This is a genomic window from Citrobacter sp. Awk 2 (assembly GCF_028069815.1).
Classification (GTDB): domain Bacteria; phylum Pseudomonadota; class Gammaproteobacteria; order Enterobacterales; family Enterobacteriaceae; genus Citrobacter.
This window is the reverse complement of sequence record NZ_JANEWL010000024.1, coordinates 1-16,411: the sequence shown is the minus strand read 5'-3', so window position 1 is coordinate 16,411 and position 16,411 is coordinate 1. Positions and strand designations below refer to the sequence as shown.

The 16,411-nt window shown below is 50.4% G+C and carries 15 protein-coding genes and 2 tRNA genes; 5 read left to right on the top strand and 12 right to left on the bottom strand.

The window, feature by feature from the left end; translation table 11 throughout:
- Nucleotides 1–45 precede the first annotated feature (45 nt).
- Nucleotides 46–2,226 (top strand): TonB-dependent siderophore receptor, encoded by a 2,181-nt coding sequence (locus tag NNO02_RS08805; protein ID WP_271448925.1) that lies wholly within the window; start codon nucleotides 46–48, stop codon nucleotides 2,224–2,226.
- Between the two features lie 56 nt (nucleotides 2,227–2,282).
- Here the strand turns inward: NNO02_RS08805 and NNO02_RS08800 are convergent, their stop codons facing one another.
- From NNO02_RS08800 to hinT, 8 genes are all read right to left on the bottom strand, one after another.
- On the bottom strand, nucleotides 2,283–2,822 hold the full coding sequence (locus NNO02_RS08800; RefSeq protein ID WP_048211960.1) for a glycine zipper 2TM domain-containing protein: 540 nt from the start codon (nucleotides 2,820–2,822) through the stop codon (nucleotides 2,283–2,285).
- A gap of 168 nt (nucleotides 2,823–2,990) precedes the next feature.
- Nucleotides 2,991–4,295: an NADH-quinone dehydrogenase gene (gene ndh, locus NNO02_RS08795; protein WP_271440880.1), complete on the bottom strand. Its 1,305-nt coding sequence runs from the start codon at nucleotides 4,293–4,295 to the stop codon at nucleotides 2,991–2,993.
- A 969-nt stretch (nucleotides 4,296–5,264) separates the two neighbouring features.
- Nucleotides 5,265–5,807 (bottom strand): alpha/beta hydrolase YcfP, encoded by a 543-nt coding sequence (ycfP, locus tag NNO02_RS08790; protein WP_061067733.1) that lies wholly within the window; start codon nucleotides 5,805–5,807, stop codon nucleotides 5,265–5,267.
- 21 nt (nucleotides 5,808–5,828) lie between these two features.
- Nucleotides 5,829–6,854 carry a beta-N-acetylhexosaminidase gene (nagZ, locus tag NNO02_RS08785; RefSeq protein WP_271454597.1) on the bottom strand — a complete coding sequence of 342 codons (1,026 nt, stop codon included), beginning with the start codon at nucleotides 6,852–6,854 and terminating at the stop codon, nucleotides 5,829–5,831.
- 10 nt (nucleotides 6,855–6,864) lie between these two features.
- Complete coding sequence (gene thiK, locus NNO02_RS08780) at nucleotides 6,865–7,689, bottom strand: thiamine kinase (RefSeq protein WP_271454596.1); 825 nt, start codon at nucleotides 7,687–7,689, stop codon at nucleotides 6,865–6,867.
- Nucleotides 7,670–8,302, bottom strand: coding sequence for a penicillin-binding protein activator LpoB (lpoB, locus tag NNO02_RS08775; RefSeq protein ID WP_048212601.1), 633 nt, complete (start codon nucleotides 8,300–8,302; stop codon nucleotides 7,670–7,672). The genes thiK and lpoB overlap by 20 nt, the downstream gene beginning before the upstream one ends.
- Before the next feature lie 22 nt (nucleotides 8,303–8,324).
- Entirely contained in the window at nucleotides 8,325–8,699 is a 375-nt protein-coding gene (locus tag NNO02_RS08770) for a YcfL family protein (protein WP_137382959.1), read from the bottom strand.
- Nucleotides 8,700–8,701: 2 nt separating this feature from the next.
- On the bottom strand, nucleotides 8,702–9,061 hold the full coding sequence (gene hinT, locus NNO02_RS08765; protein WP_005121105.1) for a purine nucleoside phosphoramidase: 360 nt from the start codon (nucleotides 9,059–9,061) through the stop codon (nucleotides 8,702–8,704).
- Between the two features lie 348 nt (nucleotides 9,062–9,409).
- On the opposite strand from hinT, the gene fhuE reads away from it, so the two are divergent.
- Entirely contained in the window at nucleotides 9,410–11,596 is a 2,187-nt protein-coding gene (gene fhuE / locus NNO02_RS08760) for a ferric-rhodotorulic acid/ferric-coprogen receptor FhuE (protein ID WP_271448927.1), read from the top strand.
- A 104-nt stretch (nucleotides 11,597–11,700) separates the two neighbouring features.
- On the opposite strand, the gene NNO02_RS08755 is transcribed toward fhuE, so the two are convergent.
- Nucleotides 11,701–11,776 (bottom strand) — tRNA-Asn (locus tag NNO02_RS08755).
- Between the two features lie 6 nt (nucleotides 11,777–11,782).
- On the opposite strand from NNO02_RS08755, the gene NNO02_RS23850 reads away from it, so the two are divergent.
- The 3 genes from NNO02_RS23850 to NNO02_RS08745 all read left to right on the top strand — a co-directional run bounded on the left by NNO02_RS23850 (nucleotide 11,783) and on the right by NNO02_RS08745 (nucleotide 13,599).
- On the top strand, nucleotides 11,783–11,890 hold the full coding sequence (locus NNO02_RS23850; RefSeq protein WP_353655416.1) for a DUF5951 family protein: 108 nt from the start codon (nucleotides 11,783–11,785) through the stop codon (nucleotides 11,888–11,890).
- A gap of 46 nt (nucleotides 11,891–11,936) precedes the next feature.
- Entirely contained in the window at nucleotides 11,937–13,424 is a 1,488-nt protein-coding gene (locus tag NNO02_RS08750; protein WP_333908926.1) for an EmmdR/YeeO family multidrug/toxin efflux MATE transporter, read from the top strand.
- Nucleotides 13,425–13,523: 99 nt separating this feature from the next.
- Nucleotides 13,524–13,599 (top strand) — tRNA-Asn (locus NNO02_RS08745).
- A 108-nt stretch (nucleotides 13,600–13,707) separates the two neighbouring features.
- Here the strand turns inward: NNO02_RS08745 and NNO02_RS08740 are convergent.
- The 3 genes from NNO02_RS08740 to NNO02_RS08730 all read right to left on the bottom strand — a co-directional run bounded on the left by NNO02_RS08740 (nucleotide 13,708) and on the right by NNO02_RS08730 (nucleotide 16,355).
- A complete protein-coding gene (locus NNO02_RS08740; protein WP_271454594.1) occupies nucleotides 13,708–14,733 on the bottom strand; it encodes an AbrB family transcriptional regulator in 1,026 nt (341 codons plus the stop codon).
- A gap of 75 nt (nucleotides 14,734–14,808) precedes the next feature.
- Nucleotides 14,809–15,018 (bottom strand): 4-oxalocrotonate tautomerase family protein, encoded by a 210-nt coding sequence (locus tag NNO02_RS08735; protein ID WP_271454593.1) that lies wholly within the window; start codon nucleotides 15,016–15,018, stop codon nucleotides 14,809–14,811.
- Between the two features lie 149 nt (nucleotides 15,019–15,167).
- Complete coding sequence (locus NNO02_RS08730; RefSeq protein ID WP_271454592.1) at nucleotides 15,168–16,355, bottom strand: MFS transporter; 1,188 nt, start codon at nucleotides 16,353–16,355, stop codon at nucleotides 15,168–15,170.
- Between the last annotated feature and the right edge of the window lie 56 nt (nucleotides 16,356–16,411).

Sequence of the window (16,411 nt, the reverse complement as noted above, 5' to 3'; positions counted from 1 at the left end):
GCCGTAAAAATAAAAACAGACCAACAAATTTTATAAGGAATACAAATGAATAAGCATCTCTGGGTGCTCAATCCTCTGTTACTGTCTTTAACCCTACCGGCAATGGCAGCAGAAGAAGAAGATCTCATCGTCAGCGCCAACCGTAGTCAACGTACCGTGTCTCAAATGGCACAAACTACATGGGTTATCGAAGGTAGAGAGATTGAACAGCAGGTTCAGGGGGGGAAAGAGTTTAAGGATGTTCTTGCTCAGTTGATCCCCGGAATCGACGTCAGCAGCCAGGGACGGACCAACTACGGGATGAACATGCGTGGTCGCGCCATCGTTGTGCTTATTGACGGTGTTCGTCTCAACTCTTCCCGCACTGACAGCCGTCAGCTCGACTCCATTGATCCGTTTAATATTGCACACATTGAAGTTATCTCCGGGGCAACATCGCTGTATGGCGGCGGAAGTACCGGTGGTTTGATCAACATCGTCACCAAAAAAGGTCAGCCTGAGCGTGAAGTTGAACTCGAGCTGGGCAGCAAAAGCGGATTCAACAACAGTAACGATCATGACGAACGGGTTGCCGCCGCAGTTAGCGGAGGAACCGACCGCGCATCCGGACGCATGTCTGTCGCTTATCAACGATTTGGTGGTTGGTATGATGCCAACCACGATGCCTTAATGCTCGATAATACCCAAACCGGGCTGCAGCATTCCGATCGCCTGGACCTGATGGGTACCGGGACGATTGAGCTTGATGACGACCGCCAGCTGCAGCTGGTTACGCAGTACTACAAAAGCCAGGGCGATGACGACTACGGACTGGATCTCGGCAAGAACATGTCCGCCGTGACGGGAACCGGTAACGCGAATACCAGCAGTGGTCTCAATTCCGACCGAATCCCTGGCACGGAACGGCATCTGATCAGCCTGCAATATTCCGATGCTAATTTCTTCGGTCAGAATCTGGTCAGCCAGATCTATTACCGTGACGAATCACTCAAATTCTATCCTTTCCCTACGCTGAGCAAAGGTAAGGTCACCAGTTTCTCCGCATCACAACAGGATACTGACCAGTTTGGTGCCAAAATCACCCTCAACAGCCAGCTGATGGAAAACTGGGAACTGACATGGGGGATCGACGCCGATCACGAAACATTCGATTCCAATCAAGAATTCTTCGATCTGGCTTATTCCCTCCCCTCCGGCGGTATGGATAACCGAACGGCCTACACCACCGGGCGCTATCCCGGTTACAGCATCACCAACTTTGCGCCTTTTCTGCAAAACAGCTACGACATTAATGACATCTTTACGCTCAGCGGCGGTATCCGCTACCAGTGGACTGAAAACCGCGTTGATGATTTTGTCGGCTATACGCAGCAACAAGGCATCGCAACGGGCCTGGCGAACTCTGCAGATAGTATTCCGGGTGGCAAAGCAGATTATGATAACTTCCTGTTTAACGCGGGCATCCTCGCACACCTGACCGACCGCCAGCAGACCTGGTTCAACTTCTCTCAAGGTGTGGAACTTCCCGACCCCGGAAAATACTACGGCAACGGTACCTACTCGCTGGTTGGCGATCATTATCAGCTCCAGCGCAGCGTTAACGTAGCGGATTCACGCCTGGAAGGCATTAAAGTTAACTCTTACGAACTGGGGTGGCGCTACACCGGCGATAATCTGCGTACACAGCTCGCCGCTTACTATTCCACGTCTGATAAATCGATCGTCGTTAACCGCGACGATATGACCATTAACGTAAAGCCCGACGATCGCCGTATTTATGGCCTTGAAGGTGCGGTGGATTATTTCATTGCTGATACGGACTGGAGTCTGGGAAGTAACTTCAACATCATTAAATCGGAAGTGAAGAAAAACGGTAAATGGCAAAAATGGGATGTCACTCTGGCTTCGCCATCTAAAGCCACCGCATGGGTTGGCTGGGCACCGGAACCGTGGTCGCTGCGTGTACAGAGTCAGCAGACATTTGACCTAAGCGACGCCAGCGGCAACAAGCTGGATGGGTACAATACGATGGACTTTATCGGCAGCTATCAGCTCCCGCTGGGTAAACTGACCTTTAGCGTTGAGAACCTGCTGAATGAAGAGTACACCACCCTCTGGGGACAGCGTGCACCGTTACTCTACAGCCCGACTTATGGCAGTCCATCCTTATATGAATACAAAGGCCGGGGTCGCACCTTTGGTTTGAACTATGCCTTAACCTTCTAATAAAAAAAGCCCCCCAGCCTGAGCGATGGGGGGCTAATGTTCAGGATAACGCTATTTTACGCCTTGTTATTCAGAACCAACTGGCCGTTGTTATCCAGCGGAATTTGCGTACCGGGATCTTTATCCATACGGATTTTGCCCTGCTGATCGCCAATTTTATACGTGACATCGTAGCCCAGCATTTTTTCTGATTTGTCATACACTGTTTTACAACGTTGTTGTGTGGTCGTGTACGTATCGTTTTCCTGCATTGAACCCTGAATCTGGTTACCTGCATAACCGCCACCTAACGCACCGGCAACGGTCGCAATGTCTTTTCCGCGTCCACCACCAAACTGATGACCAATTACGCCCCCGGCAACCGCGCCCAGCACGGAACCGGCAATACGGTTTTCATCCTGTACAGGTTTACGGTGAGTAACCGTCACGTTACGACACTCCTGGCGCGGTGTTTTTACCGTTTCTTTAATCGGTGTTGCAGAGACGACTTGTGCAAACTGTGGGCCACGCTCAAAAACGTTTAGACTGGCCACCGCTGCCACACCCAGCGCAGCAGCTACGCCAATCCCTATACCCGCCAACATTGATTTATTCACGGGACTTCCTCCTTTTTTGCTATTAGCAACAACTTTGCAACAGAAGGTAAATAATGCCAATCAGATTACGGATGAAAATCGCGGGGATAGGGGGGAAAGCAGCATGATTCAGAGAACTCTGAAAGAAAGTGCCGGATGAACCTTTCCATCCGGCATTACAAGCCAGTATTAGTGCAGTTTAAGACGCGGACGAATCACACGGTTGATGCTGCCAACCAACATCATCAGGCCGGTTTTGAAGTAACCATGCAGCGCAATCTGGTGCATACGGTACAGTGAAATGTAGACAAAGCGCGCAATACGCCCTTCCACCATCATTGAGCCACGCGTCAGGTTCCCCATCAGGCTACCCACGGTAGAGAAGTTGGAGAGAGAAACCAGAGAACCGTGATCTTTATACTGATACGCTTTCAGCGGTTTACCGTTCATCTGTGCCAGAATGTTGTTCATCGCGCAGGATGCCATCTGGTGCGCAGCCTGGGCACGCGGCGGCACAAAACCCCCTTCCGGACGCGCACAGGAAGCACAGTCACCAATCGCATAGATGTCCGGATCACGCGACGTCTGCAGGGTCGGTTCAACCACCAACTGGTTGATACGGTTGGTTTCAAGACCACCAATTTCTTTCATAAAGTCTGGCGCTTTGATACCTGCTGCCCACACCATCAGATCGGCTTTGATGTACTCACCCTCTTTGGTATGCAACCCACCTTCGTCAGCGCTGGTTACCATCGTCTGAGTCAGTACACGTACGCCCAGTTTGGTTAATTCGTTATGCGCAGCACTGGAGATCCGTGGCGGCAACGCTGGCAGAATACGTTCACCGGCTTCCACCAGTGTGACGTTCAGCGCTTCGTTGGTCAGCCCTTTATAACCATAGCTATGCAACTGTTTTACCGCATTGTGCAGCTCAGCGGAGAGTTCTACCCCCGTTGCACCACCACCGACGATAGCGATGTTCACTTTGCCGTTCGCGCCCAGGTTTGCGGAATACTTCAGGAACAGATTCAGCATTTCCTGGTGGAAGCGACGCGCCTGGTGCGGGTTATCGAGAAAAATACAGTTTTCTTTGACGCCTGGCGTGTTGAAATCGTTGGACGTACTGCCCAGCGCCATCACCAGCGTGTCATACGGCACTTTACGCTCGGGGACCAGCAGATCGCCCTTCTCATCTCGCAGCTCAGCAATCGTGATAGTCTTCGCTTCACGATCGATATCCATCACCGACCCCAACTGGAACTGGAACCCGTGGTTACGGGCATGCGCCAAATAGCTCAGCGCATCAACACCTTCATCCAGCGATCCTGTTGCCACTTCGTGCAGCAACGGTTTCCACAGGTGGCTGTGGTTTCTGTCTACCAGCGTGATTTTTGCCTTCTTCTTACGACCCAGTTTTTTACCCAACTGCGTCGCCATTTCCAGTCCGCCAGCACCGCCGCCGACAATCACGATCCTTTTCAATGGTGTAGTCAACGTGACCCCCTCAAATTTATTAACCAATTGTTAATTAAAAGTTATACGCATAGCCTTTAATTAACAACAAGTTACGACAATGAAAATGTTCTTCGAGACTGAGAATAACACGAACGGTGCATTGGTCATACCAAAATTGATATGTATCAAGTTTTGATGCTGAAAAGATAGACAACGCAAACTTTTAGGACAAAAAAACCAGCCCGAAGGCTGTAATGCCAGTCAGTTAGCGCCTCAGTTTCAGAAAGCTTCAACCTGTGCTGGCCGAGGTAAAGAACATGCTATCTCGGAGAAAGAGTTCCGTTCACCTCATGCTCATCATTTCTCTTAAGCACCGATTCCTGTGAACGTGTAAAGGGCGTTCTCCGCCACGCCCTTTACAATCCCGGCTCCCGGCAGGAAAATTGTTGCTGCGCAATACCCTCCGCTTATTCCTCCAGGCTACCGGGCCGGGCGCGAGGAAGCGTCCTTGCAAAGCGCGCCCTGAGCCAGCATCCATGCTGGCTCTCCCGGCCTTACGGAAACACGTCGGCAATTTTCAGCCGGACCAGCCCACACCTGACCATCTGCGTTTTTTGTTTAAACAGCAAAAAAGATTTAACTGGAAGTCAGTGCGTTGAAGCGATGGCCCCGGTCCGGCTGAAAATCGATGAGACGTTGACGGCTGACCGGGTCTGCCCGCAGGGATGCGGGCAGAGGGGACGGCCTGCATGGACGCAGGCTCGACCCCGACCCGACAGGCAGACGGCATAAGACGAATAACTCGCGCAGCGACGATTTTCCCGCCGGGAGCCTGGGTTGCAAGGGAGGCGGCGGTGAGCCTCCCTTGCACGTTCACAGGTATCTGCGCTTCAGAGAAATGACACCACTGAGGTGAACGGAACCCTGAGCCAGAATCACATGTTCACCATACGTTCGTAACTGACGAGCATTAGCCTGGCGGCTGTTTTTTTAAACGCTCAATAAGGATTAACCTAACGTCTTGAACGCTTTGATTCGCTGCAAATGTGGGGAGATATTTTTGAATTTATGGGTTTGTTCTTCATCCCATACAATTTCATAGTAATGATGCAGTTCCTCCGACGAACGCTGGCTGTTCAAGGCTTCATCATGGCGCGACAGAATAACCAGGCAGCGATCGCGATTTTTCTCACGGAAGTTAGTCACACATTTTGTGGCGATATCAGCATACTCTTCCGGCCTGTCGATTTTCCCTTCCATATTCTCATACGGGAACAGGTTAGGGTTAAACACCACCTGACGAATATCACATAGGAAACCAATCCGCTCAGCCCAATACCCTCCCAACCCAACGCCGCAAATCAATGGTCGATCATCCACATTAAGCTGCAACATTTTGTCCACTTCTTTCAGCAGATGCTGCATATCATGTTTAGGATGCCGCGTACTGTAGCTAATCAGCCTGACATCCGGGTCAATGAATTGCAGTTGCAATACTTTCTCGTGGTTGCCCGGACTGTTAGAGTCAAAACCGTGTAAATAGATAATCATCGCATCCTCGCCAAACTTGCGTTAATGACCTGCTTTCTCTTCCTGCCAACGCTCATGAAGCTGGTTGAGCTGGGCGCTTACTGTCTTCCAGCGAGCCGAGTCCATCAGTTCCTGACGTGAAAATGAACCTTTATGATACAAACGTGTAACACGTTCTGCATTGATCGGCGACAGATTATCTAAAACACTGACCGCGCCCTTACGATTATTGCAGACCAGGATCATATCGCAACCTGCATCCAGTGATGCCTGCCCGCGCTCTGCGTAGCTCCCCATAATTGCTGCGCCTTCCATCGACAAATCGTCGGAGAAAATCACGCCATCGAAACCGAGCTCCTGGCGAAGCACTGTTTTCAGCCAGTGGGGTGAGCCGCTCGCGGGTCGCGGGTCTACATCACTGTAAATGACGTGCGCCGGCATAATTGCATCCAGTTTGTTTTCAGTGATTAACGTCTGGAATACCGACATATCTTTCGCACGGATCTCGGCTTCCGGACGCGGATCGGTTGGCGTTTCTTTATGCGAATCCGCCGTCACTGCACCATGTCCGGGGAAGTGTTTACCGGTCGTTTTCATACCGGCCGCATGCATGCCATCAATAAAGCGGGTTGCCATCGCCAACGCTTTCGCGGGTTCGGCATGATAAGAACGTTCACCAATCGCAGCACTGATATGTCCCACATCCAGAACGGGCGCAAAGCTAATATCAATATCCATTGCGATCATTTCACTGGCCATCAGCCATCCAGCTTCCTGAGCCAGTTTGCCCCCCTCTTCCAGCCCATGCAGTGCAGAAAAAGATTGCGCCGCAGGCAGACGGGTAAAACCTTCACGAAAGCGCTGGACGCGTCCTCCTTCCTGATCCACTGCCACTACCAGATGATTGCGCGACGCGGCACGGATCTGGCGAACCAGTTCACGTAGCTGTTCCGGGTCATGATAATTTCGGGTAAAGAGGATTAACCCGCCTACCAGTGGATGCGCCAGAATCTCACGCTCTTCAGCGTCCAGCTCATACCCTTCGACATCCAACATTACTGGGCCCACACTGCTCTCCTTATCCTTTTATTGTTAGCTGCCGCCAGGTTTCATCGGCCAGCCTGATAAATTGCCGATCGCCGGTTTGTTGCCAGCGATACTCAAACCATCCCACCTTCAGCATCATCACCCACAGCTGCCAACGTCTGACCTGCCGCCACAGGGCATCGGGTTCAATATGCGCATGTTTGGCATAGGCATCGACCAACTGTCGGTGCTGGGATTCATCCGCGGCCCACACTGCCGCGAGTTCAAGAGCAATATCACCGTCTCCGGCGTATTCCCAGTCGATTAACCGCAGTCCCGACGCCGTGCGTACAATATTGTCGCCGTGAACATCCATATGCAATGGTCCCAAACGTAAGGGATGCGGCTCACCTTTGGTTCTTAGTCGCTTTAGCAGTTGCAACCAGCGCGGCGTTCGGCGCGCCGGATCGCTACACTGCCAGTACTGTTCGAGCAGTGGCAACAGGTTGATTCGCCAGCCCAGACGGGGTTGCTGATGCAAATAATACAGCAAGCCTGCGAGTTCGTCGGCTTCCGGTAATCTGGATTCTACCTTACCGTGAAAAAAATCGACTGCCATCCATCCCCGCGTATAAAAACGAGGTCTGGGGGCAAGATTCTCAGGCAGATGTTTTAACGCGCAATACTGACGTAGAAAATGCGATTCTGGCGCGTAAGGATCGTGATGACAGCGCAGCACTAAACGGTGGGCTTGATGTTCGATGATGCAGCTCCCGCCGCTCAAACCGCTTTGGCTGGAGACGACGGGATGATACTGCGGGAAATAGCGCGACAGAACTTCATCGCGCGTCAGTCTGTTATTGTTGCTGAACGGCACCTTTACCTGACCAGATTATCTCGCCAGTTTGTACCAGCATTAATTGCATTTGCAGAGCAGGTGAATTGACGTTACCAGAAGCGCTGGAATAGAGCACATACTGAGCGCCAACGTTACGGGCAATACCAATCGCTTTGCTGCGTGTTCCCAGGCTGTCGTTCGGCGACAGACCTAACTGCTGCTTGGCTACTGCCAACTGCTGCGCAGAAACCAGGGTAAATTTACCATTATTCGCCAGTGCATTTCGCAAAGTCTCGGTGGCTTCACCTGCGTTTAACGAGCCGTTGGTACGGTTATTTACGCTATCAACCAGCAGTACACCCCCAGCTTTCACACCCTCAGCCTGCAGCATTTTGCCGACCATCGGCTGCATTGCCCCGTTCCAGTCATAATGACGCTGACGTGGGGTTGGCTGCGCCGTTTGGTCCTCGTGTTCAATCGGACCCGGCTGCTGCGGTATGGTTGGCACCGTTGGTACCACCGGAACTGGCTGTTGCGGTTGCACGGGTTGTTCCGGCACCGGCTTCACTTCCTCTACCGGCGCTGGCTCACGTTGAGCCACACAGCCAGAGAGAAACATCGCCAGCGCGGCAATCAATGCGTAGCGATTCATTTTGATCTTCACGATTCACCCCTTACAAATAAAGATAAAGCCTAACCTTGTGCGCCCCCAGATAATTGGCGCTGCCGTACAGCGTTACCGACGAACGAGCCGGAATAGTGATGCTGCGTGGCGCTTCCAGAGGGTGCATCTCCAGCCCTCTGGCGTCATACCAGTAAAACCGATAATGAACGGTGACAGGTTCTTGTCTTTCGTTATAGAGTCGTGAGGATGCAGAGGCCTGAATATCAGACGTTGTTAACTCAGGCGGCTCTGCGGTGATACCCGCCGCCAGTATTGTTGATTCCATCACCAGAGACTGTTCATCACTGACCGGAATTTCCGGGTGTGAACGGCAGCCAGCCAGCAACAGCAGACCCAACGTAAGCGCAATGCATCCTCTGGTCATTATTAAAGACCTTTATGCGCGAGCATTGGACCAAGCGCACGTCCACCCAGCAGATGCATATGAATGTGATACACCTCCTGACCGCCGTGACGGTTGGTATTCATAATCAAACGGTATCCATCTTCGGCAATGCCTTCCTGCTCAGCGATTTTCGCCGCCACTGTGATCATTCGTCCCAGCGCCTGCTCATGCTCTGCCGTCACATCGTTGACGGTTGGGATTAAAACGTTCGGGATGATCAGAATATGCGTTGGTGCCTGAGGTGAAATATCACGAAACGCAGTGACCAGCTCATCCTGGTATACGATGTCCGACGGAATTTCACGACGAATAATTTTGCTGAATATAGTTTCTTCTGCCACGACGTTTTCCTTTTTCATTAAGAGCCCATGCGTTGTGTCATGCTACGCCGGGTCACTCTGCGAGTATAGAGTATGAGCGAGTTACTCACGCTCTTTCAACTTTAACCCTCGATTTTTTAAGCAAAAAGCCCTGCCAGTGCTGTTCTTATAACCATTTCCCGGCGCTATGGCTCAGACATAGTACTGAAACAACATTTCATTTATGCGTAGCATTTGTTTACATATTGAATATGAATGCGTATATTTCGCATTTGCATTCTCATGCAGGACAAATAATTAACAGCCAAAGGGTTCATTACGCAGTCACATGACTCGAACTTAATATTAATAATATTCAAGGACTTTCCGATGTCTTTCACAACACACCACAGGGACGAACAGCATCGTTCTGCCATGGTCCCATCCCTCCTGGCAGCCTGTATTACGGCGGCGTTATTACCTTGCACCAGCCTCGCCGCCTCGGCAGAAGAGACGGTGATCGTTGATGGTTCAGCCTCCGCTACATCCAGTGATGAGCAAGATTACAGCGTTAAATCGACATCCGCAGGCACAAAAATGCAGATGACACAGCGCGATATCCCACAATCCGTCAGCATCGTCAGCCAACAGCGTATGGAAGATCAGCAGCTCCAGACACTGGGCGATGTGATGGACAACACACTGGGGATCAGCAAAAGCCAGGCGGACTCTGACCGCAGCAGCTATTTCTCTCGCGGATTCCAGATCGATAACTACATGGTCGATGGGATCCCGACCTATTTTGAATCCCGTTGGAACCTCGGCGATGCCCTTTCTGACACGGCCTTGTTTGAACGTGTAGAAGTAGTTCGTGGTGCAAACGGCTTAATGACCGGCACGGGGAATCCTTCGGCATCGATTAACATGATCCGTAAACATGCAACCAGCCGCGAGTTCACGGGGAATGTCTCCGCGGAATACGGCAGTTGGAATAAGCAACGCTATGTGACGGATTTGCAAAGCCCATTGACGGCAGACGGCAACGTGCGCGCTCGCATCGTGGCAGGTTATCAAAATAACGATTCCTGGCTTGACCGCTACAACAATGAAAAAATGTTTTTCTCGGGGATTGTCGATGCCGATCTGGGCGACACCACCAGCCTGTCGGCAGGTTACGAATACCAGCGTATTGATATCAACAGTCCAACCTGGGGCGGCTTGCCGCGCTGGAATACCGATGGCAGCAAAAACAACTACGACCGCTCGCGCAGTACCTCGCCGGACTGGACCTACAATGACAAGGACATCAACAAAGTCTTCGTGACACTCAAACAGCGTTTCGCGGATACCTGGCAAACAACCCTGAATGCCACACACTCCGAGGTCAAGTTCGACAGCAAGATGATGTACGTCGACGCTTACGTTAATAAAGCTGACGGCACACTGATTGGTCCCTATGGCAACTATGGACCGGGCTATGATTACGTTGGTGGAACAGGCTGGAACAGCGGGAAACGTAAAGTCGATGCCGTCGATCTCTTTGCCGATGGTGGCTACGACCTGTTTGGTCGTCAGCATAACCTGATGCTGGGCGGCAGTTACAGCAAGCAAAATAACCGTTATGAAAGCTCGTGGGCAAATGTATTCCCTAACGAAATAGGTAGCTTCTATACCTACGACGGTAACTTCCCGGAAACCAACTGGAATCCACAATCGCTGGCCCAGGACGATACCACGCACATGAAATCGCTGTATGCCGCGACACGCATTTCGCTGGCCGACCCATTGCATTTGATCGTCGGCGCGCGCTATACCAACTGGCGTATCGATACCCTGACCTACAGCATGGAACAAAACCACACTACGCCCTATGCGGGTCTGGTTTATGACATCGATGATAACTGGTCCACTTACGCCAGCTATACCTCTATCTTCCAGCCGCAAAACAAACGCGACAGTTCCGGTAAATATCTCGCCCCGATTACCGGCAACAACTACGAGGTTGGTCTGAAATCAGACTGGATGAACAGCCGTTTAACCACAACCCTCGCTGTATTCCGCATTGAGCAGGATAACGTGGCGCAATCAACCGGCGTACCAATCGCCGGTAGCAATGGCGACACCGCCTATAAAGCGATGGATGGAACGGTCAGCAAAGGCGTTGAATTCGAAGTAAACGGTGCGATCACGGATAACTGGCAGATGACTTTCGGCGCAACGCGGTACGTTGCGGATGACAACGAAGGCAATGCCGTCAATCCGAACCTGCCGCGTACTACGGTAAAATTGTTCACCCGTTATAACCTGCCTGCCCTGCCGGCACTGACCGTGGGGGGTGGAGTTAACTGGCAGAATCGCGTGTATAGCGATACCGTGACGCCATACGGCACGTTCCGTGCAGAACAGGGAAGCTACGCGCTGGTGGATTTATTCACTCGCTACCAGGTAACGAAGAACTTCGCCATCCAGGGCAACATCAACAACCTGTTCGATAAAACCTACGATACCAATGTCGAAGGCTCTATCGTCTATGGTGAGCCGCGTAACGTCAGCCTCACCGCCAGCTACCAGTTCTGATAATACCCAGTCTGTAAAGTATCCACCTGCATGTCAGGTGGATTTACCGAAAAGCTAAAAAGCAAAAAGCCCGCTCAAGTTTCCTTAAGCAGGCTTCTTAAATATGGCTCCTCTGACTGGACTCGAACCAGTGACATACGGATTAACAGTCCGCCGTTCTACCGACTGAACTACAGAGGAATCGTTGTGGAGGCTTATCTTAGCGGCGAAAAAACTTTTGTCAAACCCCAATTCCTACATTGGGGATCAATTGATGCTTCTCTCGACAGTTTGTTGCATTTACAGACATTTTAAATGGAAAAAACTTTGCAGCTTTTTTGATTCTCCCTCATCATTTGAAATGAGGTTTCAACTTTCTTCATTAAGGTCCACTTTGAACGTCTCCGCAGCCTTACGCCAGGTCGCATCCCGCACGCCCTGGTATGCCAAACGCAAGCGTTATAAAGTTCTCTTTTGGCGCGAAATTACCCCGCTTGCTGTCCCCATTTTTCTGGAAAACACCTGTGTACTCTTGATGGGAGTACTGAGCACCTTCCTGGTGAGTTGGTTGGGTAAAGAAGCGATGGCAGGCGTCGGGCTTGCCGACAGTTTCAACATGGTCATCATGGCATTTTTCGCCGCCATCGACCTTGGCACGACGGTGGTGGTTGCTTTTAGTCTCGGAAAGCGCGATCGCCGACGCGCCAGAGCCGCAGCCAGACAATCACTGGTGATCATGACGATATTTGCTGTCGTACTGGCGGCGGTGATTCACTATTTCGGTAAGCAGATTATTGATGTCGTTGCAGGAGAAGCCACCCCTGATGTAAAAGCGCTGGCGCTAACCTATCTGGAATTAACCGTGCTTAGCTACCCTGCTGCGGCAATTGCGTTAATTGGCAGCGGCGCACTGCGCGGTGCCGGAAATACCAAAATACCGTTATTGATTAACGGTGGTATGAATATCCTGAACATCATCATCAGTAGCATCCTGATCTACGGCATTTTTTCCTGGCAAGGGCTGGGATTCGTCGGCGCAGGTCTGGGGTTGACGATTTCACGTTACATTGGTGCCATCGCCATTGTATGGGTGCTGATGATTGGATTTAACCCCGCGCTGCGCATTCCCCTGAAGAGCTATTTTAAACCGCTGAATCTTGCCATCATCTGGGAGGTCATGGGGATTGGTATTCCTGCCAGTATAGAGTCCGTCCTGTTTAACGGTGGCAAGTTACTTACGCAGATGTTTGTTTCAGGTATGGGTACCAGCGTCATTGCCGGTAACTTCATTGCCTTTTCGATAGCGGCACTGATCAACCTGCCGGGAAACGCTTTAGGTTCCGCGTCTACCATCATTACTGGCAGACGTCTGGGAAATGGACAGATTGCTCAAGCGGAAATCCAGCTGCGGCATGTATTCTGGCTCTCCACAATCGGATTAACCGCCATCGCCTGGCTAACCGCCCCGTTTGCTGGCGTGATGGCTTCGTTTTATACCCACGATCAGGATGTAAAAGAGGTCATTGTCATCCTGATTTGGCTGAACGCGGCATTTATGCCGATATGGGCAGCATCATGGGTTCTTCCTGCTGGATTTAAAGGTGCACGTGACGCCCGTTTCGCTATGTGGGTCTCCATGTTGGGGATGTGGGGCTGTCGTGTTGTCGCCGGCTACACCCTCGGGATCGTATTAGGATGGGGTGTCGTAGGCGTCTGGATGGGGATGTTCTTCGACTGGGCAGTACGGGCCGCGTTATTTTACTGGCGCATGGTCACAGGCCGTTGGCTGTGGAAATACCCACGTCCTGAACGTGAAAAGTGTATAAAACAACCGTCTGCGTCTGAATAAGCGACGAAATGAAGAATATTTCAGCAAACGATCGCAAATATTTATTCAGGCTTTGACAATGCAGACAGGCATCGCTAATATTCGCCCCGTTCACACGATTCCTCTGTAGTTCAGTCGGTAGAACGGCGGACTGTTAATCCGTATGTCACTGGTTCGAGTCCAGTCAGAGGAGCCATATTTAAGAAGCCCGCTTAAGGAAACTTAAGCGGGTTTTTTGCTTTTCTGCCACTGCTCATTGCGCATATTAAAGCATCAGGCCAGGCTGGCTTTCGTCTGCAGATTGTTAATCTACTCTCATCTGTCTTTTTCGAAATAGAACCATTGCAGGTACGGTATGAATCAGCAGCATACGAATAATATGGTTAGCCATAACAAAACTCGCGTCTGCTTTTAACGCCAGCGCTGCAAATGACATCGATTCCACGCTGCCAGGCACCCAGGAGAGCATTAACACCGGGAAAGGATAGTCCAGCAAACGCGCGGTGATAAATGCCATGAATACCGTCACCCCTACCCCTATCAAGACAAGCTGAACCGATGACCAGAGATGACGGCCAAATTCAGCCATAGAAAACGTCGTAAAATGGTGCCCCAGCACGATCCCCATCAACACCATGCTAAGCTGGTTAAAGAGATCGGGAAAAGTGAGCGGTTGCGAGGATAAAGTGTGCAACGCCGCCGCGCAGATCAGCGAGGTGATCATATAGGGCGCCGGAAAATGTAAGCGCGCCAGGAATTTCCCCGTTATATATCCTGCTACTACCATTCCCGCTAACCACAGCAGATTGTGGCCGGAGAAAAAAACGGCTGGAGTCGATGCCAGAACATCTGTGGATGCGCCACGGGTGAAATAGCCGGCCAGAAACGTCAGGGTAATGAGACGCAGAGAATGCGAGATAACAATCTTTTGTGGCGGAGTCTTAATATGGGAGGCTAGCGCCAGTACCGCCGCCATCGCTCCGGGCACCGCCCCCAAAAGCGCCTCCTCCTTACTCCACCCCAACCGCCGCACACACCAGAAGTAGCTCAAGGTAAATTGTAAAGATAAGCAGAGTAATAACAGAGCAAAAAAAAGACTGAGCTGATGATGTTCACCATATGAAAAATCCCTAAACATCATCCCGATTGAGATACCGAGAGAAAGCTGGATAACCGTTACACTCCCCGGCATTGAGGTTACGAAGATCCCAACCCGCTTAAGTATAATCACGGTAAAGAGGGCACCAAACATCATACCCAGTGGAACATTACAGAACGTGAATCCCTGCCCGACGAGAAAACAGAGGATAATACCTGCCAATACTTTCATCGACGCCCTCTCCTGGCCGATTGTTCTATCACAAGCTGACATCAGGCGAGGAACCCACGTTCCCCGCCATCAGATTCACTCTTTGCAGGCTTTTTTACGCAATTCGGTCACCGGTACGCCACCAATCCCCCAGTTATCAGTTTCTACTTCTTCAATAATCACAATAGTTGTATTGGGATTTTTGTGTAGCACATCTACCAGTAGCTGAGTCACACCCTCCATCAGCTGTTTCTTTTGTTTATCGGTAGCACCTTCTTTGGTGATCTTAATATTTACGTAGGGCATAAAAACTCCTGCAAACCAGATAATTATGGGAAATGCGCACAGATAGAACAGCACACACGTTAAACAGCAGAACAGAGTCATAATGCTTTTGAAAACGAGTTCTGCCGGAAGAACTATTAAGGTCACTAGCTAAAATATAACTATTGTCATTATTTTCCAAAATAACCAGAATATTTAACTTTGTTGTATTGTAAATAACTAATCGCTGCTGCGATAAATAACGAGGCGGCCCCCAGCAATATGGAGTAGGCCATTCCATTTTTATTACCCTGAAAGACACTGACGACTAATGGGCCGAGGATTTGCCCTATTCCATATGTCAGCGTAACAAGACCGAGGAGATTAATCTTTTGGGGTGCGCTTATTTTTCTAGCCAACGGCATGACTAACGAGCTTGTACCCATAAATGTGCCACCAAATCCAATACAGCTAATGGTTAACAGCAGTGGCGAGTTAATAAATATGGCCATGACTACGCAGATCGCTTGCACACTTAAGTTAACGCTCAGGCAGGATAATATATTCCATTTGCGAGCAGCCCATAGCCAGCCATAGCAGCCAGGAATAACGGCAAGACCGACAATAGACCAGATATGGTCGGCTAAAAAAGTGTTGCCAACACCCCGGGCCATTAACGGCAAATACGTGGCGACAATGATATAACCGAACCCCGCCAGGCCATACAGTAAGGCTAAATTCCACCACTGGATATCCGACTCCGCGCCTGCGGCAGCTTTTACTGGGGGGATCATATGTTTATCTTTCGGCAAAAGCATCGTCAGTATGACGAAAAGTATCGCTGAAATGATGGCTGCGCCAATCCACAACACATGTGAATTTAAGGCGTAGGATACGCCAGCAATGACATATTCATTGCCGATAAAAATGCCCATTCCTACGCCCGAAAACAAAGAGGCGATAACAAAAGGGTTATGGGTATGCTGCAGGACCAGCATTGAACCAAATATCATCATTCCCGCGCTTGCCACACCGGCGAGGAACCTGATTAACAAAACAATTTCTGGCTGGGTCACTTTTGCCATCAAAAAAATCAGCATGACGGTAAGTAGTGCTGAGACCAGTAACGACACTCTTAATTTATTGACCGCGCTAAAAATACCAAAAGAAAAAAGGAGGCTGCCAACAAGGTAACCTGCGTAGTTGGCGCTGGCAATTATCGATAATTGTGAAAAAGTGAGCAGTCCTTCATGAAGCATAACCGGGAGCATAGGCGTATATAAAAAGCGCCCAATGCCCATTCCTAAGGTCAAGACGATCATACCAAATACAGCAGTACGCAACTGACGGAGGCCAATAGCACTGTGATCGAGATCCATATTTTGGCCTCAAAAGACGAATTAAGTTTGATTGTTATCTTACACAAGGAAATGAT